The organism is Psychrobacter nivimaris, from assembly GCF_009812035.1.
In the GTDB taxonomy this organism is placed as follows: domain Bacteria; phylum Pseudomonadota; class Gammaproteobacteria; order Pseudomonadales; family Moraxellaceae; genus Psychrobacter; species Psychrobacter nivimaris.
This window is the reverse complement of record NZ_VZIZ01000017.1, coordinates 97,190-117,043: the sequence shown is the minus strand read 5'-3', so window position 1 is coordinate 117,043 and position 19,854 is coordinate 97,190. Positions and strand designations below refer to the sequence as shown.

17 protein-coding genes are annotated in these 19,854 nt (G+C 42.7%); 6 read left to right on the top strand and 11 right to left on the bottom strand.

Annotation, left to right across the window (positions count from 1 at the left end):
• Nucleotides 1–391: 391 nt before the first annotated feature.
• Nucleotides 392–958: a DNA glycosylase gene (locus FQV37_RS07925; protein WP_420876997.1), complete on the bottom strand. Its 567-nt coding sequence runs from the start codon at nt 956–958 to the stop codon at nt 392–394.
• A gap of 482 nt (nt 959–1,440) precedes the next feature.
• Between FQV37_RS07925 and upp the strand changes: the two genes are divergently transcribed.
• Together upp and FQV37_RS07915 are read left to right on the top strand one after the other, a co-directional pair.
• Nucleotides 1,441–2,100, top strand: coding sequence for a uracil phosphoribosyltransferase (gene upp, locus FQV37_RS07920; RefSeq protein WP_057761878.1), 660 nt, complete (start codon nt 1,441–1,443; stop codon nt 2,098–2,100).
• 71 nt (nt 2,101–2,171) lie between these two features.
• A complete protein-coding gene (locus FQV37_RS07915; protein ID WP_160022175.1) occupies nt 2,172–2,921 on the top strand; it encodes an SDR family NAD(P)-dependent oxidoreductase in 750 nt (249 codons plus the stop codon).
• A gap of 69 nt (nt 2,922–2,990) precedes the next feature.
• Here the strand turns inward: FQV37_RS07915 and FQV37_RS07910 are convergent, their stop codons facing one another.
• The gene (locus FQV37_RS07910) at nt 2,991–3,647 is read right to left on the bottom strand and encodes a hypothetical protein (RefSeq protein ID WP_160022173.1); all 657 of its coding nucleotides are present in this window, start codon (nt 3,645–3,647) and stop codon (nt 2,991–2,993) included.
• A 223-nt stretch (nt 3,648–3,870) separates the two neighbouring features.
• Here FQV37_RS07910 and FQV37_RS07905 point away from each other — a divergent pair, with 223 nt between their 5' ends.
• Complete coding sequence (locus FQV37_RS07905) at nt 3,871–4,839, top strand: alpha/beta fold hydrolase (RefSeq protein WP_160022171.1); 969 nt, start codon at nt 3,871–3,873, stop codon at nt 4,837–4,839.
• 87 nt (nt 4,840–4,926) lie between these two features.
• Here FQV37_RS07905 and FQV37_RS07900 read toward each other — a convergent pair whose 3' ends face one another.
• The 4 genes from FQV37_RS07900 to tyrS are packed head-to-tail and all read right to left on the bottom strand — an operon-like array spanning nt 4,927 to nt 8,180.
• Nucleotides 4,927–5,175, bottom strand: coding sequence for a DUF1653 domain-containing protein (locus FQV37_RS07900; protein WP_420876995.1), 249 nt, complete (start codon nt 5,173–5,175; stop codon nt 4,927–4,929).
• Between the two features lie 3 nt (nt 5,176–5,178).
• The gene (locus FQV37_RS07895) at nt 5,179–5,862 is read right to left on the bottom strand and encodes an MAE_28990/MAE_18760 family HEPN-like nuclease (protein WP_160022169.1); all 684 of its coding nucleotides are present in this window, start codon (nt 5,860–5,862) and stop codon (nt 5,179–5,181) included.
• Complete coding sequence (locus tag FQV37_RS07890; protein WP_160022167.1) at nt 5,859–6,914, bottom strand: DUF262 domain-containing protein; 1,056 nt, start codon at nt 6,912–6,914, stop codon at nt 5,859–5,861. Before FQV37_RS07890 ends, FQV37_RS07895 begins: the two co-directional genes overlap by 4 nt.
• Nucleotides 6,915–6,968: 54 nt before the next feature.
• Nucleotides 6,969–8,180 carry a tyrosine--tRNA ligase gene (gene tyrS, locus FQV37_RS07885; protein WP_160022165.1) on the bottom strand — a complete coding sequence of 404 codons (1,212 nt, stop codon included), beginning with the start codon at nt 8,178–8,180 and terminating at the stop codon, nt 6,969–6,971.
• A 143-nt stretch (nt 8,181–8,323) separates the two neighbouring features.
• On the opposite strand from tyrS, the gene FQV37_RS07880 reads away from it, so the two are divergent.
• The 3 genes from FQV37_RS07880 (at nt 8,324) to FQV37_RS07870 (ending at nt 12,132) form a co-directional block, all read left to right on the top strand.
• Nucleotides 8,324–9,682: an anhydro-N-acetylmuramic acid kinase gene (locus FQV37_RS07880; RefSeq protein ID WP_160022163.1), complete on the top strand. Its 1,359-nt coding sequence runs from the start codon at nt 8,324–8,326 to the stop codon at nt 9,680–9,682.
• A gap of 153 nt (nt 9,683–9,835) precedes the next feature.
• Nucleotides 9,836–11,170, top strand: coding sequence for a beta-ketoacyl-ACP synthase II (gene fabF, locus FQV37_RS07875; protein WP_167514309.1), 1,335 nt, complete (start codon nt 9,836–9,838; stop codon nt 11,168–11,170).
• A 116-nt stretch (nt 11,171–11,286) separates the two neighbouring features.
• The gene (locus tag FQV37_RS07870) at nt 11,287–12,132 is read left to right on the top strand and encodes a hypothetical protein (RefSeq protein ID WP_160022159.1); all 846 of its coding nucleotides are present in this window, start codon (nt 11,287–11,289) and stop codon (nt 12,130–12,132) included.
• Between the two features lie 138 nt (nt 12,133–12,270).
• Here the strand turns inward: FQV37_RS07870 and FQV37_RS07865 are convergent, their stop codons facing one another.
• The 5 genes from FQV37_RS07865 to FQV37_RS07845 form a co-directional block, all read right to left on the bottom strand.
• Nucleotides 12,271–14,088, bottom strand: a complete 1,818-nt coding sequence (locus tag FQV37_RS07865; protein WP_160022157.1) for an aminopeptidase P family protein — start codon at nt 14,086–14,088, stop codon at nt 12,271–12,273.
• A 418-nt stretch (nt 14,089–14,506) separates the two neighbouring features.
• Nucleotides 14,507–16,075: a peptide MFS transporter gene (locus FQV37_RS07860; RefSeq protein WP_160022155.1), complete on the bottom strand. Its 1,569-nt coding sequence runs from the start codon at nt 16,073–16,075 to the stop codon at nt 14,507–14,509.
• A 317-nt stretch (nt 16,076–16,392) separates the two neighbouring features.
• Nucleotides 16,393–16,851 carry a hypothetical protein gene (locus FQV37_RS07855; protein WP_160022153.1) on the bottom strand — a complete coding sequence of 153 codons (459 nt, stop codon included), beginning with the start codon at nt 16,849–16,851 and terminating at the stop codon, nt 16,393–16,395.
• A 192-nt stretch (nt 16,852–17,043) separates the two neighbouring features.
• A complete protein-coding gene (gene lnt / locus FQV37_RS07850) occupies nt 17,044–18,618 on the bottom strand; it encodes an apolipoprotein N-acyltransferase (RefSeq protein ID WP_160022151.1) in 1,575 nt (524 codons plus the stop codon).
• Nucleotides 18,619–18,894: 276 nt separating this feature from the next.
• Nucleotides 18,895–19,794 (bottom strand): CBS domain-containing protein, encoded by a 900-nt coding sequence (locus FQV37_RS07845; protein WP_057761902.1) that lies wholly within the window; start codon nt 19,792–19,794, stop codon nt 18,895–18,897.
• Nucleotides 19,795–19,854: the final 60 nt, after the last annotated feature.

The following is a 19,854-nucleotide window of genomic DNA, read 5'->3' as shown; positions in this document are numbered from 1 at the left end:
TATCCTATTTAGCGAGCTGACCATCATATCATGTTTTAATAGTCTGTCAACTTCTTTTTTAATTTGTTTCAACAAGTTAACTGGGTTATCAATGTGTAATTACACACTAGCTACTTCCAGCTCGTCTTGATGAGGTGCGTATTATAGACGGTTTAACTTTTGTGTCAACCCGTTTTATTAATGTTTTTGAACTTATTTTAGTAGATAAAGAAATCTGTATTTCTTTCAATGGGTTATCGTTTGATTAATTTCAATAGGTTTAAAGACTGACTATAGATGTGCTATTTACTATAATTCATAACATCAAAAACGTTTAGCTTTACTAGATAAATACCTTTTACTATCTCTGAGCTTTATCTTCTATTAAAGCAACCACCTCTCTATTTCTACTTTATAACTTACCCATCTCTTCAAAAAACGCTTTATATGCCGCTACTTTCTTATCTAACGATAACGGATAAGCACGTGAGGTTGAAGGCAATCTATATAAGATTAGATTATTCACATCAGCTTTCTGGTTATCTGTAATCTTCCATTGATAAGGGTAATCCATACTTTGATTGGTTTTCGGATGCTTTGATTTAGCAATCGGCTCGTCTAATAGCCCAAACAATACTTCGGTCGCCTTGCCTCCTGTCGTAAACAATGTCTCTACCTTTGGCACTTGCGGTAAAATAGCATCTAAATCAACAGGTGTGACTACCGTTAGATTTTTATCCGAAGCGTTACCCGTCTCACGGATGGCCTGCTTTACTGTCGGGCAAGAAGCAATGCCATGTTCAAACATAAAATCTCGAATGCGTTCAGGGTCAAAGCGTTTTTCATCGCCTACTCTAAAGTAGTCAGCATCGTCAAAAAACACTCGGCCATAAATCCGCCACATATCATTATAAAAATTGGGATAGTGAAAACTCATTGCCCACTTATCAGCCGTCGGTGGAAACGTACCCATCATCATGACCGTGGCATTGGGCGGTAAGACAGGCTCAAAGGGGTGGTTTTCAACCTCTGTGGCTTTGTCATCAGATGATGTCGGTTTAGTATCAGCAGTTTTTTGGGTGCTTGGTGTTTTTATAGTCATGATATTCTTCATCAGAAAAGCGGTTTTTTTGGTATCATAGCAAGTCTAAACACTACCTCACTTATAATCACATTATATAGTCAAACTTAGTCGGTTTAATGAGTTGGCTCAAGTAGCACAGTATCACTTTACTTAGCCTGAATTGCTTAGGCTTTGATGGCAGCTGTGAACGCAAACATTGTGATTGCGATAAATGCGCACTGTCCGTAAAGTAGTTGATTAGCTTGATTGTGAAGGCATTAACTTTACTATTGATATGTCAAAGATATGGTTAAAGTGCGGTAAGTGTTTGTATCTTTTATACTAATAGCAACCGCAGTAATTGCGCAAGCATCAGACAAGAAACCGAGAGAGATTCTATGAGTGACTTAAACAGCGATTTAAAAATTACGGTAATAGATCATCCACTAGTCCGTCATAAACTCAGCCTTATGCGCGAAAAAGACTGTAGTACTTATAAATTTCGTACATTGACCAAAGAGCTTGCGCGCTTGATGGCTTATGAAGCAAGCCGTGATTTTGAAATCGAAACTTTCCCAATGGAAGGCTGGTGTGGCGAAATCACTGGTGAGCAAATCATCGGTAAGACGGCGACAATCGTACCGATTTTACGCGCAGGTATTGGCATGCTTGATGGGGTGCTCGACTTGATCCCTACTGCTAAGATTTCTGTGGTCGGTCTACAACGTGATGAAGAAACATTGCAGCCAGTCCCTTTCTTTGAAAAATTCGTGAGCCATATGGACAAGCGTCCTGCGCTAATCATTGATCCAATGCTAGCCACGGGCGGATCAATGGTAGCAACCATCGAGATGCTAAAGAAAAACGGCTGTACTAATATTAAAGCCTTGGTACTCGTGGCTGCACCTGAAGGCGTACGTTTGGTCAATGAAGCGCATCCTGACGTGACTATCTATACCGCTGCATTAGACAGCCATTTAGATGAGCATGGTTACATCATCCCAGGTCTAGGCGATGCTGGCGATAAGATTTTTGGTAAGCAGTTATCTAATAGATAAACCGTCTTAGCATAAAAAGCAGTCATCAAGATTACGGTAAAAATCTAGCACATCAATAATAAGGACAGACAATGAATGTATTGATTACAGGAGCAAGCGCAGGTTTTGGTAAAGCACTGGCAGAGCGTTTGGTGGCTAATGGTCATCGCGTGGTTGGGTGCGCTAGACGTATCGACAAACTGAATGCTTTGGCAGATACTTTGGGTGAGAACTTTTTACCTGTGGTGATGGATGTGAGCGATACGGATTCTATCCCGCAAATCATTGCTGACTTGCCTGATGACTTTAAACAGATTGATGTCTTGGTCAATAATGCAGGATTGGCACTCGGTACAGAGCCTGCCCACAAAGCCAGTCTCGATGATTGGATGCGCATGACGGATACCAATGTTAAAGGTCTAATGGCATTGACTCATGCCGTCTTGCCAGCGATGGTTGAGCGTGACAGCGGCTATATCATCAATGTTGGTTCCATTGCGGGCAACTGGCCGTACTTTGGTGGCAATGTGTACGGCGCAACTAAAGCGTTTGTAAAACAGTTCAGCTTAAACTTGCGAGCAGATCTGATTGGCACCCAAGTGCGTGTGACCAATCTTGAGCCTGGTAATGTGGCTGGTACTGAGTTTTCAAACGTGCGCTATCACGGCGACGATGACAAAGCGGCAAAGGTGTATGACGGTTTTAAAACCATGACAGGTGAAGATATTGGCGATATTTTGTTATGGCTAATCGAATCACCTGCTCATATTAACGTCAACCGTCTAGAAGTAATGCCAGTCGCCCAGACCTATAATGGGCTAACGATTGCCAAGCAAGATTAATATTAACTGCTCGGCTAGTTTTAGTACCAATGTTGATTATCAATATAACACTTATCAACACCGAACCTGTTAGCGTATCTCATACGATCGAAGCAATATAGAGTCATCTATATTGCTTTTTTTTATGTCTTCAATAGCTTGCTCATTGACCAAACGCAAATCCTGAAAGTCCAAAATCAGTACTTCGTTACGCAGACGTTCGCTAGTGCGTTTATTATGACGTATCGCAAACCCTAAAACTTGCTTATCAGTGATAGTTATCTGATTAATAATTAACTTTGAAGTATTCACGGTCAGCGTTTGAGCATTTATTATCGCAGTCGCTGGATTTACCGTCGTGGTTAACGTCTTCGTCTGTCGTACACTTTTGGGCATATCTCCTGCAAAAAACAATACCTGATCTAATGGTAAATATTGCGCATGGCGCACCAATTCTTGACGGAACAATGCGGGCATATCTGTGTTAAAACTGTCTTCTGTCTGCTGATAAAATGCGGTGAAGTTACGATGAAGATAACGCCCAAATACTGTGGTATTAATCCATTCTTGATAAACATCATCTGCCAATAATTGCTTGGTAAAAGCACTGGCATCAATTGTGATATCCCTACTCAAAGTAGCAAACAACATTGACAGTAAAAGCGCTTGCGGACTGGTAAATGTCTGCTGCTGCCATACTTGTGGATATAGGCTACTATCGAGTAATGGCAAGGTTGATCTACTCATGCACTTGTATCCTCAACAATCATTTTCAGCCCCTATATAGCACTGGTATAGTATCACTGTTGACTTTTACCCTTAGCCAAATTCTATGCTATGGTCAGGCGACAGCTTTAATATAGCAGTCTTTTATTCGCGGTATAACTATTTTGTAGTGGTATATTCTACCGCTATACTTTCTTAACTAAATTGACCGAGACAGCTTGAAGAATCAAAGAGATATCACTCTATGAAAAAAGACCTCATACCGTTTCCTACTCCCTACCAGCTAAAGACTATTACTGTCCAAACAGCTGATGGAACACTGCTGCCCGTCTCTGTCATTGGCAAAGGTAAACCTGTTCTATTAATGCATGCTTTTGGTATGGATGCGAGGCAATTTTTGCCATTTATTTTACCGCTCATTCAGGATTACTGCTTTTACTTGCCTCATTTTAGAGGGTTTGGTTTGGCCAGTAACCTAACTCTGCCAACGTTTGATTTTATTGAGCAATATGCACAGGATACCCAAGATGTATTTGAGTACGTGAGCAAAGAAACTGGCTTTGAGGCTTTTCCTGTTGCCGCGATATCGATGGGAGCATTGGTCATGTGGGCGTATTTTCAGCGTTTTGGCACTCAGCGTGTGAGCCATTATCTGAACATTGATCAAGCACCGATTATTCATAATCAGCCAGACTGGCAAGGTGGCGGTGTGTTTGGTACACGACAAACCGAATTGTTTGCGCAATTTACACGGTTGATTACCGACACTGCTCCTTATCTACAAGCCGAACAAGTGGTTGACTTCCGTCACTTGCCCTATCGATTAAAAGTAAACTTATTAGACATGGAGCGCTCTTTTTCTCTGCTCTCTGTGAGTAGTAAACCTTCGCAATTATTAGTAAAAGCCCTCAGTTATCGGGCACCGCACAAAATCTCATTAATGGAGCACGCGACTTGGCAACACAAACTGCGTTGCCTATCTGCTTATGTTGCGCTGCCCTACGATTATCGAGACGTTTTGCCCACTGTCAATATTCCGACTACCTTACTGATTGGTGCGCGCTCGCAGTTATATAATGCAGAATGGCAACAGCGTTTGACCACTCTGCTGCCCAATGCGCACAGTATTATTTTGCCAACATCGGGCCATGCCGTGCCGATGGATGCACCAGTTAGTTTTTATAAAGTATTGAAAGAGTTTCTGAACGCTTAATTATGGGTTTTTAACAATGCACAAAAAGAACGACCTCAACGGGTCGTTTTTTATGCGCTAAATTCAATCTAAATTATTGGCTAAGTATTAATCATTTAATGGTTTAATCAATTCGAATCGTGGTATTTCTTTACCATCAACCGTGACCGTTTCAGCGAACATCTCAAGCGGACGTACCCACACGCCATACTCACCGTAAAGACAGCGATAGACTACTAGTGACTCTTCGGTCTCTGAATGCTGTGCGGTATGCATCACTTGATAAAGGCTGCCTTTATAGTGGCGGTAGATGCCTTGGGGGATGGTTTCTTTATTCGAATCATTTATTCGATCCACTATTTAGTACCTCCTCCTAGCTACAGGTTTTATATAAGCTTTCCTGGTATAAAAATCTTCTAGAGAATCTAATACCTTTGATATCAAAAGTTGTGCTGTATTCAATCTTCTTCTAAGAGCATCAGCTCTATGTCTCTCACCTATCTTGACAGCCGTCTCTCTTCCATGTGCTACTTTATTCCTATTATCAACTATTTCATTAACAGCTACTTTTTCCTCGGTTTCAAGCCGAAAGTTTTTAATACCGAAAGAAGTTAAAATTTCCTCTATAGTATCTGCCCAAATGTTTTGTAACTTCATAGAAAAAGAAGTTTCATTAATTTCTACAACTCTTGTACTATTAATCTCTTCAAAAAGATCAGCGGATTTAATAAGCATTTTCTTGTTACTACAATCCTTTATTGCCTGAATTTTATTTATCTTAGCTATAGTATTAAACTCTAATGTAAAGTGATTACTTTGAACTCTACTAGAGTTTATTATACTAATAGTTGTTTCAACCATTTCATTTACTGATTTTTCGATCACAGCATATAAGTGGACATAAAACAGCCCTCTCATTATCTTTACCTCGTTAGAGGTAGTTCCTTGTGGGCTTTGAGGCTCCAAGCTAGTAATAAAATTCAAATAGACTTGTACCTCATTGAACCTAGAGTTGTTTTTTCTTCTAATGCTATCAAACGTCATTTCCTAAGTACTCTTTTAACGTAGTCTATTCTTTCTAGAAGCTTCTTATTTGAATTAGTAGCTCCTGTCGTTAAACTCGTCAATTTAGGATCATCTAATAGCCCTTTCAATGTATTAGACACGAGTATTTCAGTTTCGCCAGATTTTATCAGATCTGCTACTCCTATAGAAATAGCTTCGAAAAGTACTAAAGGTGTGACTTTTTTCCTATTCCCTCTCACTATTCCTTCAGGTAATAATTCATTTAAAGCCCTAAAAGTGTCAGAAAACAAAGCTTCGTACTCTTCTATCTCTTCAAATTTTTTAGTCTTTTTTTCCATAAAGTCATTCAGAAAACCCTTGACACTATGAGCAAAGTAAGCTCTATCTTCATAGTATGCAAAAAACTTTAAAACTAACTCTTCTCTATTACCTGTTAACTCAGAATTCTTAGTCATTTTAACAACTGATAAAAAGTTTTTATTTTCTGAACATCGTTGTATAAACTCTTTGAATGGGCCAAGATATACACAGTTTCTAATCTCTTGTGCATGTAAAGTAACCCCTCCTGTATTAAGTCTTTCAAATAAGTCATACCTAACTTCAAAATCGCTTCTATCGTTAAGTACTGTAACTCTAAAAGGGCGTGTTTTGAACATCAATTGGATAGACTTTGGAAGATCTTCAAAACAACATCCATTTAGATAAACTAATTTTTCTAGACCCTTTATTCTTAATTTAGAACCTTTCGTGTTAGTTTTCTTGATTAATTCATTACTACCTATGAAATTAACGATAGTGGTTAGTCTTTGCAAGCCATCCACCACCTCCCAACTAGCATCTTTATTAGTTGCCATAAAAACATTAGGAACAGGAATTCCCAAGAAAAAAGATTCTATCAACTGTGACTGCCGAACCTCATCCCAAACAAAATGTCTTTGATACTCAGGTGCTATGTCTATCATTCCTTCTTCAATCATACTTAATAATTGCATAATTGTAATATCATAACTATCGAAAGCTACTGACCTACGATTGTCATCTAGTTGAGTCTGAAGCATTGATAAATCCATATTATTCCCTTTCACCTTGGCATCAATTGAGTTACATAGTATATCGTGTTTAACTTAACCAACCGTCACTTTCGCATAAGCCTTTTTGCCTGCTTGAATAACAACCGTCTGACCTGATGTTAGACTAAAGCCACCATCAACGACTTCGCCATCTACTTTGACCGCGCCACGTTTTACCATGTCTTTGGCAGCTGAATTGTTTTTAGCGAGCTTCGCTTGGTTCAGGATTTGAGTGATAAATAACGCATCTTGCCCTTCTAGATCTAACATAATTTCTGGCAAGTCGACTGGTAGTTCGCCATCTGCCAAGACGTTACCGGCAGATTTGTGCGCATTAGCAGCGGCATCAGTATCATGGAAACGCTCGATTAATTCTTCGGCTAAGATACGTTTGATTTCTTGTGGGTTACGGCCATCTTCCATTTCACGCATCAAGCTTGCCACTTCTTCCATTGGCTTAAAGCTTAAGAACTCAAAGTAGCGATGGATCAGTGTGTCCGGCATCGACAGAATTTTTTGATACATGGTGCCTGGTGCATCATAGATAGCGACATAGTTGCCCAGTGATTTGGACATTTTATTGACACCATCTAGCCCTTCTAAGATTGGCACAGTGATACAAACTTGCGGCTCTTGGCCATAGCGTCCTTGCAATGTGCGACCCATTAGCAAGTTAAAGGTCTGATCGGTACCGCCAAGCTCAACATCGGCTTTAAGTGCAATAGAATCGTAGCCTTGTACTAACGGATAAAGAAACTCATGGATTGAAATGGGCGTTTGTGATGCATAGCGTTTAGAGAAGTCATCACGCTCAAGCATACGCGAGACGGTTTGCTGACTGGCAAGCTGAATCATGTCAGCAGCGCTCATGTCATTGAACCATTCAGAGTTAAAGACCACGCGAGTCTTTTCTTTGTCCAAGATTTTGAATACTTGTTCAGCATAAGTCGTGGCGTTGGCTTTGATTTGCTCATCGGTCAATGGTGGACGTGTGCTGTTTTTGCCAGAAGGGTCACCAATCTTGGCGGTATAATCGCCGATTAGAAAATAAATTTCATGACCCAAATCTTGAAAATGCTTAAGCTTATTGATCAATACTGTGTGACCCAAATGCAGATCTGGTGCAGTAGGATCAAAGCCAGCCTTGATACGTAGCGGACGATTGAGCTTTAGCTTAGCGACTAAGTCATCTTCAGATAATATCTCTTGCGTACCGCGCTGAATAAGGGCCAGTTGTTCTTCTAGGGTGTAAGTTTGATTGGTCATGATGCTCTCTATATATCACTTTAATTGGGATTTTTATGAATGATGGTTACTGGCTCAACACCTTAGGAAGTTTAGAACCTCAAAAGGTCAGAAAAAATGCTAGAATTTGACGGATATACTAGCGTTTTTTAAGGTAAATTGCCATGACCAACCCCGCATCGATTGCTGATACTGACCATAATGCCCTCGCAGACTTGCTTATGAATAATGGTTTAGATAACCCTTCAGACGATATTGATGATTTGACCTCTGATAATTCGAACTATGCCACCCTAACGGATGCCCTTGAGCAAACCGTGTTCGAAAGCTTCGATGATGGCTTATATATCGGCATGATGTCTGGCACCAGTTTGGACGGTATGGATGCTGTTCTTTGTCAATTTAATCCTGAGATGAGCACCGAAGATAGTACCCAACCGCCAATGCGACTGCTTGCGACCTATAGCCAAGATTTTCCGCCACGTCTGCGTGAAGTATTATTAGCATTGTGTCAGCCGAATGGTGTGAATCAACTCGTACCAGAGACTGATGAACCAAGCAGTGAGTTGGATTGGTTCGGCTGGGCAAGTCGCGCGTATGCTGAGTTCGCGAGTGAAGTGGTCAATACGCTATTGCAGCAATCAAATACCGATCCTGAGTCAGTGTTAGCGATTGGCTGTCATGGACAAACCGTACGCCATCGCCCGCAGATGGGATTCACGTTGCAACTGGTCGATGCCAATATCATCGCTGAGCGCACAGGCATCAGCGTGGTCAATGATTTCCGACGTCGTGACATGGCGGTTGGTGGTCAAGGCGCGCCTTTAGTACCTGCGTTTCATCAGGCATTATTTGCTACGCCTGATAGTACCCGTGTGCTATTAAACTTAGGTGGTATTGCGAACATAACGGTCTTGCCAGCCAATGAAAAAGATCAAGTTGTTGGTTACGATACTGGACCTGCCAACTTATTATTGGATGCATGGATATCTTTGCATACTGATAATAGCTATGACGCAGGTGGCGATTGGGCGCAGTCTGGCACCATCATTGAGTTATTATTACAGCAACTTTTGGCACATCCATTTTTTGCTCAATCTCATCCAAAAAGCACCGGTCGTGAGGACTTTAATTTAACTTGGCTGCAAGATAAGCTACAGGATTTTGAGCAAGCCAATGCTAACATCAGTTATTCAGTAGCCGATGTGCAAGCAACCTTGACTGAGTTAACGGCTATCAGTGCCAGTACGCAAATTAATACGTTTATCAGTCATTCAAAAAACAGCTCGGTTTATGTTTGCGGTGGCGGCGCATTGAATGACTATTTAATGGCACGCCTGCAAGCACACCTACCCCATTGCACAGTAAAAACCACTGAACATTTAGGACTTGCGCCAACGTGGGTCGAGGCCGTTGCTTTTGCATGGTTGGCTAGACAAACATTGATGGGTGAAACTGGTAATTTACCAGCGGTAACCGGTGCAAATAAAGGCGTGGTATTGGGTCAAGTATGTTTTGCCTGACCAGTTAAATTTTAGTTTACATACGTGCACTTATGTGTTTTATAATGACTTTTGAAACGCCATCCTCTTAGGACCTGTAAGTATAGGATATATCGCATGAGCCAGAATAGTAGTTCACCTATCGACCAAGCCACCACTGATGACACAAATAATATGACTGCAGCACCTGTACATAAATCGCGTCAAAAACCACCTCACTACGAGCGTTCTGATGATACGCGTGTGGTAGTCACAGGTATGGGCGCTATTACGCCGCTCGGTCTAGACGTCGATAGCTCATGGACCAAATTGCTCAATGGCGAGAGTGGTATCTCACCGATTACGCATTTCGATGCCACAGGCTACCGTGCGCAAATCGCAGGCGTGATCAAAGATTTTGATGCCAAACAATATATGAATGCCAAAGATGCGCGTCGTTATGATGAGTTCATGCATTATGGGGTTGCCGCTTCTGCCATGGCCCTAAAGCACGCTGGTTTTATCGATGAAGTCAGTGCTGCTGATGCGCCTGTGCAAGGCGTTGACCAAGATCGCTTTGGTATTATTTTAGGTTCAGGTATTGGCGGTATCCAAACGATTGAAAACAGTCGTGATACCCTACACGAAAAAGGCGCGGGTAAAGTCTCACCTTTTATTATCCCAGGCTCTATCGTTAATATGGCCGCTGGACTGGTAGCGATTAAGCATAAGTTAAAAGGCCCGAACCTTGCGACATCGACGGCTTGTACCACGGCGACTCATGCTATGGGTCTTGCTGCTCGTTTGATTGCTTATGGTGATGCTGACGTTATGTTGGCAGGCGGTAGTGAAAAAGGTTCTAGCCCACTTGGTATTGCTGGCTTTAGTGCTATGCATGCACTCTCTACGCGCAACGATGAGCCAACTAAAGCTTCACGTCCGTTTGATAAAGGTCGTGACGGTTTTGTACTTGGTGATGGTGCTGGCGTGGTGATATTAGAAAGCCTTGCTCATGCCAAAGCGCGCGGTGCAACGATATTAGCAGAGTTAGTCGGGTTTGGTATGAGTGATGACGCCAGTCATATTACTGCGCCACCAGAAGACGGTAGCGGTGCGGCAAGAGCGATGCAAAATGCGCTAAACGATGCTGGTATCGAGTCATCAAGCGTCGGTTATGTCAACGCTCATGGCACTAGTACCCCTGCTGGTGATGTTGCTGAGTCTATTGCTATTGAAACTGTTTTTTCTCCTGTAAAAGACAGCATCTTAGTTAGCTCAACCAAATCGATGACCGGTCACTTACTTGGTGCCGCTGGCGGAGTTGAAGCTATCTTTACAGTATTAGCCCTACAGCATCAGCATGTACCACCTACGATCAATCTAGATGATGTCGAGGACAACTGTAACCTTGATTATGTGGCTAATAAATCGCGTAAAGTCAATAATCTACAATATGCTGCATCCAACAGCTTTGGCTTTGGCGGTACCAATGGCTCCTTGATATTTGCTCGCTGGCCTGTCAATCAATAACACTTGAGCGCTTACAGCACGATATATTGTAACGTTGTTGTCAGGTTTGCTACGTTTGTCCACTTGCAGCCCCTTATCGTACTTGCGTATGATAAGGGGTAATTTTTGGAACATTTATGGAAGATACCATGTCAAGCTACTCATTTTCCCATCAGTTTTATCAACGCTGGACGTGTGCACCTGAGCCAGTACGCGCAGCGATCACCCAAGAACTAAAAGACATCACTACTCTGCTGCAATCTGACACCTCATTTGAAGACTTCACTTTTAATACCCATGACTTAGATGCGCATGTAGACGAGCTATACGACAACTACAATGCAGAGCAAGCCATTGCGAAAGCGATCACAGACAAACAAGAGCAAGAAGACGCGGCCGCTGCAAAACAAAAGCTAGAAGACGAGCAGAAGAAAAAAGAAACAGAAGAAGCCACACTCAAAGCAGAAGCGACTCGAAAAGAACAAGAAAAGAATACGCAGTCAGCGTTAGAGAAAGACAATGACAAAGAACTGGCTGCTACCGACGTAGCTAAAGTAAACACAGATAAAGTCGTGGCAGATAGCGCTGTTACTGACGATTTTGTTACTGATAACTCTAGTGCAAAGACAGAAAAAGATGCATCAGAAGTCGTAAATACTGAAGGCAATGCTAGCGATAATAAAAGTGCTGATAACAAAACCATTGGCGAACAGGCACATACGCTTAGCGATAACCACATTAAAGATATTAATAATAAAGCCAGTGCAGCGATTAATTTAGCCTTAAAAGACGCTAAACTAGATGCAACACACCAACAGCTAATCCGTGAGCTAGAAACACAGGTTGATGACTATCTAAGTGAGCAAATGATGCTGATGTCTGAAAACCTAAAATCTTGGCTACGTGCTGAGGTCACTCAACACTTTAGCGAACAGAATGACTCAACTACTAATAATGAAGCTGCTAAGAAAAGTATCCACTGACAGTGGACCTTTTTCAGTATTGAACCTACAGTTAGAAACAGTCGCTCAGTAGTAAATATTAGATAACATACACTAAAAAGCCCCGTAAATTATTTACGGGGCTTTTTAGTACTTTTAGTTAATGTTTTGAGCTTGGTATTAAATACCTTTGGTACGTTCAATCAACCATTTAAGCGCTGCACCTTCAACACGATCTTTTAGCTCTGCGAAGACTTGGCTATGATAGTTATTTAGCCAATCTATCTCGGTTTGATCCAACAACGATGGCTCAATCAGACGCGTATCGATTGGACAGTAAGTGATGGTCTCAAAGTTCAAGAAATCACCAAACTCTGTCTCAGTAGGCTTAGCAACTGGCGTATTTACTACCAAGTTCTCGATACGAATGCCCCATTTGCCTTCGCGGTATAGACCTGGCTCGTTACTAGAAATCATACCGACTTTCATCGCGCGCTCTTTTGGCGTACTGGCGCTATAGGCGATGACTTGTGGGCCTTCGTGTACGTTTAAGAAATAACCAACGCCGTGACCCGTACCGTGACCATAGTCCATCTGTGCTTGCCACAATGGCGCACGGCAAATAGCATCGATCAATGGTGAGGCGATACCATCAGGGAAATGAGCACGAGCTAGCGCAATGTGGGCTTTTAACACAATCGTAAAGTCGCGTTTATGCTCAGCAGTGACTTGTCCAATACCGACTACGCGGGTGATATCAGTCGTACCATTCTGATATTGTGCGCCTGAGTCAATCAGTAGCAAGCCGCCTTCACCCTCGACCACATCAAGGTAGCTGAATTTTTCTGGTGTTGCGCGGTAATGTGGTAATGCGCCATTTTCATTAAAGCCTGCGATGGTTGGGAAGCTTGGCGAGACATAATGCGGCTGACGACTGCGCACATCTATCAGCATGCTATCAACATCCAACTCACTTAAACGCTCGCCGTTTGCTAGACGCTGCTCAAATATAGCAAAAAATTCAGCCAAAGCAGCGCCATCTTGACGCATCGCTTCACGCACATGATCGATATCTGCATCTGACTTTACAGATTTGAGTAATGTACTAGGCGCCATTTGCTCAATAAAACCAACATCATCTGCCATTTTTGAGAGCGTGCCTACTGCAACTTTGCTCGGATCTAACAGTAGTAAATCGTCTGGCGTTAATGCACTCAATGCATCTTGCACAGCAGAATAGTTAGCCAATGTGATACCGCTGTCTTTTAGACTCTGTGCAATATCTTCGCTTACTTTATCAGTATCAACAAACAACGTTGCTTTGTCGGCATCAATCAACATGTGCGACAAGAATACCGGATTATAATCAACATCAGCGCCGCGCAAGTTCGTCAACCAAGCGATATCGTCTAAGCTTGAAAGTAAATGATGGGTCGCACCTGCTTCTGCCATGCCTTCGCGTACTGCAGCCAGCTTTGAGGTGGCAGACTGAGCAAGGAACTGCTCATCATGAGTATATAATTTGGCCGCTGGTAGTGCTGGGCGATCTGTCCAAATCTCTGTCAGCACATCACGCTCAGTAATCAAAGTAATGTCATTGGCATCAAAAGCATTTAACAGGCGATCTTGCTCAGCGATAGATAACACATTGCCGTCTACTGCTACGCTATCTCCTTCTTGCAAATGCTCAGCTAGCCAATCGATATGATTTGGCTGACCTGGCGCAAGCTTTTCTAAAGTAATACCTGTGCCTTCTAGCTGGTCAGCAGCATGTACCCAATAACGGCTATCCGTCCATAGACCTGCAAAATCAGCAGTCACGACCAGCGTACCGACAGAACCGGTAAACCCTGACAGCCATAAGCGTGCTTGCCAGTACTCTGGTAAATATTCAGATAAATGGGGATCAGCAGAGGGTACGATGATTGCGGTGAGATCTTGCGCGGCTAAGGTGCTGCGTAAGTTAGCAATACGTTCGTGAATGGCTTGTTTATTCATTGAATGTGTCCTTATAGAAATTATAAAAATATGATGATGGAGCGATTATTTACAATCGTCTTGTTCTAATAGTCATCTTGTTTGAGTTGTTGATACTGCTTTAGTTGTAATAAGACATTTATTATCGATAGCAATTATTCAAGCAAACAGTCTACTTATTTAGCTATCTAATTATGTTTGTTTGGGTAATTACTTCTACTTATTGAGAATGTAAAATTGAATTAATATAGGCTTATAAAACACTGTACTGCTGTTTATCGTGAGCTATCATTAGATGTTTGGGCAGATAGTAAGCTTTCAATAGCTTGTGCCAAATATCTCACCAACTAAAACAATAAAACGTGCTACCAGTAATGGTAACACGTCTCATCATATGTCACTTGTGCTGTTGTTATTCACAAATGTACATCAGACTATCTTATTGCTTGGCCAGTTGTTTTTCATGCTCGCTTTCTTTAAGCATTTTATTGATAGGTTTTGCTAGTATCAATAATAGTACAGCGGTAACTACCAAGAAGATGGTCATGGTGGTAAATAGACCTGGTAAGCCTTCGATTTTATCAGCAGATACATGCCCACCAAAGAAGGCGGCAACCAAGTTACCCATAGCGATAGAAGCGAAGAACAGCCCCATCATTTGCCCTTGCATACCCTCTGGCGCCAATTTAGTCATGGCAGACAAACCAACTGGGCTTAATGCTAACTCACCTAGCGTCAATAATAATAAACTACCTACCAACCATAGCGGCGATGCCAAGCCAGCACCAGGCGCTAAAATGCTTTTTGAAGCAAAAATCATCAAGGCGAAACCTGCGGCTGCCAGTAGCATACCGAGTGCAAACTTAGCCATACTGCTAGGCTCAAGACCTCGGTTACCAAGCTTGACCCAGATAATACTAACGATAGGTGCCAATATTAAAATAAATAGTGGGTTCAATGACTGGAACCAGATACTCGGTATCTCAAATCCTAAAACATTCAGATCGGTATAACGATCGGCAAATAAGTTAAAAGATGTTGGCTGCTGCTCAAAACTTGACCAAAATAGCGTCGAGCCAATGATTAAAACAAAGCAAATTAACAAGCGTAACTTATCAGTCTTATCCAATCGCGGTGAAATAAACATAATAGCGAAATACAAGATGACGACCGCAGCAATGATATACGTCATATACTCTGCAACCATCTCAGGATTGAACGATATCATACCGGTAGACACTAATAGCACTGCGGCTACTAGCAAGGCGACAAAACCACCAACCCAGCGACCGATGTTTTTGTAATGGTCGTTAGATTTTTCCCACTCGGCTGAGATACCTTTGGCGCGTGCATAACGTGTTAAGTTCTTTTGCGCGACAAAACGATAAATCAGTAATGAGACCAGCATACCCAAACCACCAACGCCAAAGCCGACATGCCACATGCCTTTTTCTTTGAATACGCCGACGATAAGTGCCGCTAGTAACGCACCGATGTTAATACCCATATAAAATAAGGTAAAACCACCATCACGGCGAGAGTCGCCTTTGGGGTACAAGGCGCCAACCATCACTGAGATACAGGTCTTAAATAACCCTGAGCCCAAGACAATACAGATTAAACCAACAAAGAACAGCGTCATACCAAACATCGCTGAAAGCGCGATACACAAGTGACCAAGGGCAATAATAATACTGCCCCACCATAACGCACGCTCTTGACCTAGCCAGTTATCTGCTAGCCAACCACCTGGTACTGCTGCTAAGTATAACGAACCCGCAAAAATACCATAAATAGCAGAAGCGGTGACTTCATCGAAGCCAAAACCGCCACTGCTCACTGTTGCCACCATAAATAGAACTAATAGTGGACGGATACTATAATAGGAGAATCGCTCCCACATTTCGGTAAAAAACAATGAGCGTAAGGGCGCAGGATGTCCCATAAAGCCATTGTCTAGTGCTTCTAGCTCTGCTGCACTAGCCCCCGATTTTGTTTCTGTGCCCATAACTTTATTCCTTTAAAGATCATATTTGTAATGACCAAACCCCTGATTATCCAGATGGACGGTCATATAGGCGGAACATTGTTTCACTTGGCTATAATCAAGTAAAGAAAGAATTGGTCAAAAATTACACAAATACTCATAAAAAAAGCCGCTCTCAATGGTTGAGAACGGACTCTTTTTATGGGTATCTAGGACAGTAATATTATGCTTATAGCACTGTTGATACAGATTTTATAATGCAGCTCATTTAACAATCGAGTAGCACTATTTTAAATCATTTACACTATTTTAGATCAGTTACATAGTCATACTACAGCTTACTGTGCTGCGGTCTCATCAGTAGCGTCGCCAGCATTCCCAGCATCTACATCACCATCCGCTTGCTCAGCTGTCAAATCAGCATCGGCAACAGCGGCTTGGCTTACAGTACCAGATGCCGTTGCTGTACCAGCTTCTGCGGTGACAACTGCACTATCTGCATCTGCTGCTGGTGTTACGGTTGCATCTGCTGCAGTATCAGGTGCTGTAGCATCTGACGCTTCTTCTGTTGTTGCAGCTTCTGCATCGGCTGGAGCCGCTTCTTCTTCAGTAGCAGTAGCTTCTGCTTCATCTGCCGCAGCTGATGCTTCAGTTGTCTCAGCAGTAATATGCTCACCTGCTGGACGCAAAAATGCAGAAACACCAATAAGTAAGACAATACCTAGGAACATGGCAATGCCACCTAAAGCGAATAACAGCTCTTTTTTTGGATTGTTATTAACGATACCTTCTGACATACCTTATCCACCTTGCACAAAATATTTGAAATATTGACCTATTATATCGCAATTTATACTGATTTGTGAAAACCCTTAAGTATTTAAAGGGTTTATTATCCACAATTTAACTATTCATTTTTGGCACTTGTGACAGCTAACTACTTAATCAGTTATCTATTATTCGCTATCGTCACATCTTACTTAACAATACTACTTAACCGAACGTACTGGATTCTTCGGACGTTTACCCAAATAGCTGAGTATCAGCAACAGTGCCATGATAAACAAAATAGGATATTGACCAAAGCGCATAAATGGCGTGTTGCCAACTCGTGCCTGAATATCACCGCGCAATACAGTACGCTCAAACTGCGGTGCACGCTCTACGATACGACCTTTGTGGTCAATGATAGCTGTCACACCTGTATTGGTCGCACGCATAAACCAGCGGCCGTTCTCTAATGCTCGCATCTGTACCATCTGTAAATGCTGTAATGGGCCTGCCGACGTACCGAACCAAGCATCGTTTGAGATGGTCAATAAGAAGTCCGTGCCAATGGCGTTTTTGCGCGTGGTATCTGGATACGCCACTTCATAACAGATGGCTGCACCTAGATTGTGCCCTCGCACACGTAGCGGTGACTGCTGATCACTGCCGCGACTATAGCTCATAATGTCTTGGCTACCTGCTAGATTTGGCAGAATATCAAGCACGCCTTGGAATGGAATATATTCCCCAAATGGCACCAGACGTTGCTTTTTATACAGCCCCTCTGCCTGTGCCCCTAGCGCTACCACGCTATTATAGAACGGCGGATATTTATCTGTACTGGCATCAAACGCTGCTTCATCCTTATAAGGAATACCAGTCACCCATGTCGTGTCAGTCTCTTTGGCCATCGCGACCATTTCACTGATAAAACCAACAGCTTCTGTCTGAAACATAGGAATCGACGATTCAGGCCACAGCACGATGTCACGTCCCCATTCATCTCGGGTCAACGTTGCATAGATTTTTAACGTTTCAATCTGATATTCGGTGAGCCATTTTAGATCTTGCGGGATATTACCCTGAATCAAAGATACCGATAGATCAGGGGTTCCTTTTGGTTTGGTCCACTGCGGATTGATCAACCATAGCGTGCTACTAATGATAAGCAATGCTATCGATGGAATCATATAGCCACCGCGGCGACGCAATAACTCAATGATACTGGCAGCTAATAATACCGCTACGAAAGAAACCGCAAAGACACCAGCCACAGGCGCGAGCGACGACAGCCAATACTGCTCAGTAAACGCATAACCGACGAATAGCCAAGGAAAACCAGTAAACAACCAAGTTTTCATCCACTCTTGGAGTATCCACAGGGCGGCAAAAGATAAAGGCTGCTTGCCGACCACACGATTAAAAATTAGCGCCAAAAAGCCATGGAACAGTCCCATGCCTAGACCCATGAGCGCAATCATAATCAGCGCAAGCCATGCAGGCGTATCGCCATAAACGTGTATCGAGGTATATAGCCAAAACGCGCCAACACACCACAGTCCCGTACCGTAGGCTTGACCAATTAGAAAGGCGCGGCGACCTGTCATCGCTGGTACCAATAACGCATATAAGATGGCAGGTGATACCAAGGCAACTGGCCAAATACCATAAGGCGCGAGCGCGAGTATGAAAGCTGCCCCTGCCAGCCAAGCTATTAGTACCGTCAAGCCCATGTGTAAACCTTTTGGCTTATCGGGATTCAGACGTTTTTGTAAATCAACAGTAGACAGACGCATAGCAGTTATCCAAAACCATATTTTCTAAAATTTCTCAGCTAAGCGATGAGATAACACTCACGCAAAACCTGACTGCACAATGCTTTATGCAGGGCCACAAATAAAACCCACCCATGATACCAGTCAAAACCTACAAGTGGGTAAATTTGCGTAGCTAAAACCTCATTCTAAAGTTCAAAAGGCAGAAAGCAAAAAACACGATTTTTCATCGTGTTTTTTATGGAATTTGCTGACAAGTTTTATTCATTGACCAATTATCGTGACACTATAAGCAAGCTAGTGGCTGCCTATTAATATCTGTTGCTCGGCATTGGTTTTGGTCAACTCTAAATTTTGGATAAATCGCCCTTCGACATCGGTAATAGTAATCTTCCAATCATCTATCACGACGCTCTCGCCCTCTAAATCACCAACGAAGCCAAGTGCTTGCATGACCAGACCGCCCATCGTATCGACATCGGTATCGTCAAAACGACTACCCAGCTCATCATTACAGTCTTCGATTACTGTAGACGCTTGAACACGCCATGTATTTGGTTTTTCTGGATCAGGGACAATGTTATTGATGTCGCTGTCTTCATCAAAGTCATCATGCTCATCGACGATGTCGCCAACGATTTCTTCCAACAAATCTTCCATGGTGACCACACCACCGAAGTTACCAAACTCATCAACGACAATCGCCATATGTACTTGGGTGCGCTGCAATGAGCGTAGCAAGGTATCAGAACGAGCCGTTTCACTGATATATAACGGCTGGCGCACCAAGTCTCTGAGACGCTTACTGTCAATTTTGTCTTCTTGGTTGCGAACCATATGTACCAGAATCGGAATCAAGTCTTTTGCCAACAAGATACCGATGACGGCATCATCATCTTGACTGTCAAAAACAGGATAGCGCGAGTGAGTGGTCTCAAGAATGATGTCCATCACTTCGGCAAGACTGGTGCTCTCGTGCAAGCCAATCACTTGCGGACGCGGCGTCATGATTTCGCGGACTTGGGTCGCAGGCAAATCTAGCACGCCTTCTAGCATATCGACCGTATCAGGCTCTAAAAACTGGCGCGAGTCTTGTACCAGACGAATCAATTCATCACGGGTTTCGGGGGCGGTCGATAGCCAGCGTTTTAAGCCGCGCATCGACCAACTACTCGGGCTGGGAGTGTCGTCAGACATGATGGTGTGATTTAACCTCTTTAGTTAATAAAAATTAGAATAGTATTCAATAAAAAAATA

Bases quoted from the DNA above. Each gene is read 5' to 3' on its own strand.
- FQV37_RS07925 (WP_420876997.1), bottom strand. From the start codon at position 958: ATGATGATGGGTACGTTTCCACCGACGGCTGATAAGTGGGCAATGAGT.
- upp (WP_057761878.1), top strand. From the start codon at position 1,441: ATGAGTGACTTAAACAGCGATTTAAAAATTACGGTAATAGATCATCCA.
- FQV37_RS07915 (WP_160022175.1), top strand. From the start codon at position 2,172: ATGAATGTATTGATTACAGGAGCAAGCGCAGGTTTTGGTAAAGCACTG.
- FQV37_RS07910 (WP_160022173.1), bottom strand. From the start codon at position 3,647: ATGAGTAGATCAACCTTGCCATTACTCGATAGTAGCCTATATCCACAA.
- FQV37_RS07905 (WP_160022171.1), top strand. From the start codon at position 3,871: ATGAAAAAAGACCTCATACCGTTTCCTACTCCCTACCAGCTAAAGACT.
- FQV37_RS07895 (WP_160022169.1), bottom strand. From the start codon at position 5,862: ATGACGTTTGATAGCATTAGAAGAAAAAACAACTCTAGGTTCAATGAG.
- FQV37_RS07890 (WP_160022167.1), bottom strand. From the start codon at position 6,914: ATGGATTTATCAATGCTTCAGACTCAACTAGATGACAATCGTAGGTCA.
- tyrS (WP_160022165.1), bottom strand. From the start codon at position 8,180: ATGACCAATCAAACTTACACCCTAGAAGAACAACTGGCCCTTATTCAG.
- FQV37_RS07880 (WP_160022163.1), top strand. From the start codon at position 8,324: ATGACCAACCCCGCATCGATTGCTGATACTGACCATAATGCCCTCGCA.
- fabF (WP_167514309.1), top strand. From the start codon at position 9,836: ATGACTGCAGCACCTGTACATAAATCGCGTCAAAAACCACCTCACTAC.
- FQV37_RS07870 (WP_160022159.1), top strand. From the start codon at position 11,287: ATGGAAGATACCATGTCAAGCTACTCATTTTCCCATCAGTTTTATCAA.
- FQV37_RS07865 (WP_160022157.1), bottom strand. From the start codon at position 14,088: ATGAATAAACAAGCCATTCACGAACGTATTGCTAACTTACGCAGCACC.
- FQV37_RS07860 (WP_160022155.1), bottom strand. From the start codon at position 16,075: ATGGGCACAGAAACAAAATCGGGGGCTAGTGCAGCAGAGCTAGAAGCA.
- FQV37_RS07855 (WP_160022153.1), bottom strand. From the start codon at position 16,851: ATGTCAGAAGGTATCGTTAATAACAATCCAAAAAAAGAGCTGTTATTC.
- lnt (WP_160022151.1), bottom strand. From the start codon at position 18,618: ATGCGTCTGTCTACTGTTGATTTACAAAAACGTCTGAATCCCGATAAG.
- FQV37_RS07845 (WP_057761902.1), bottom strand. From the start codon at position 19,794: ATGTCTGACGACACTCCCAGCCCGAGTAGTTGGTCGATGCGCGGCTTA.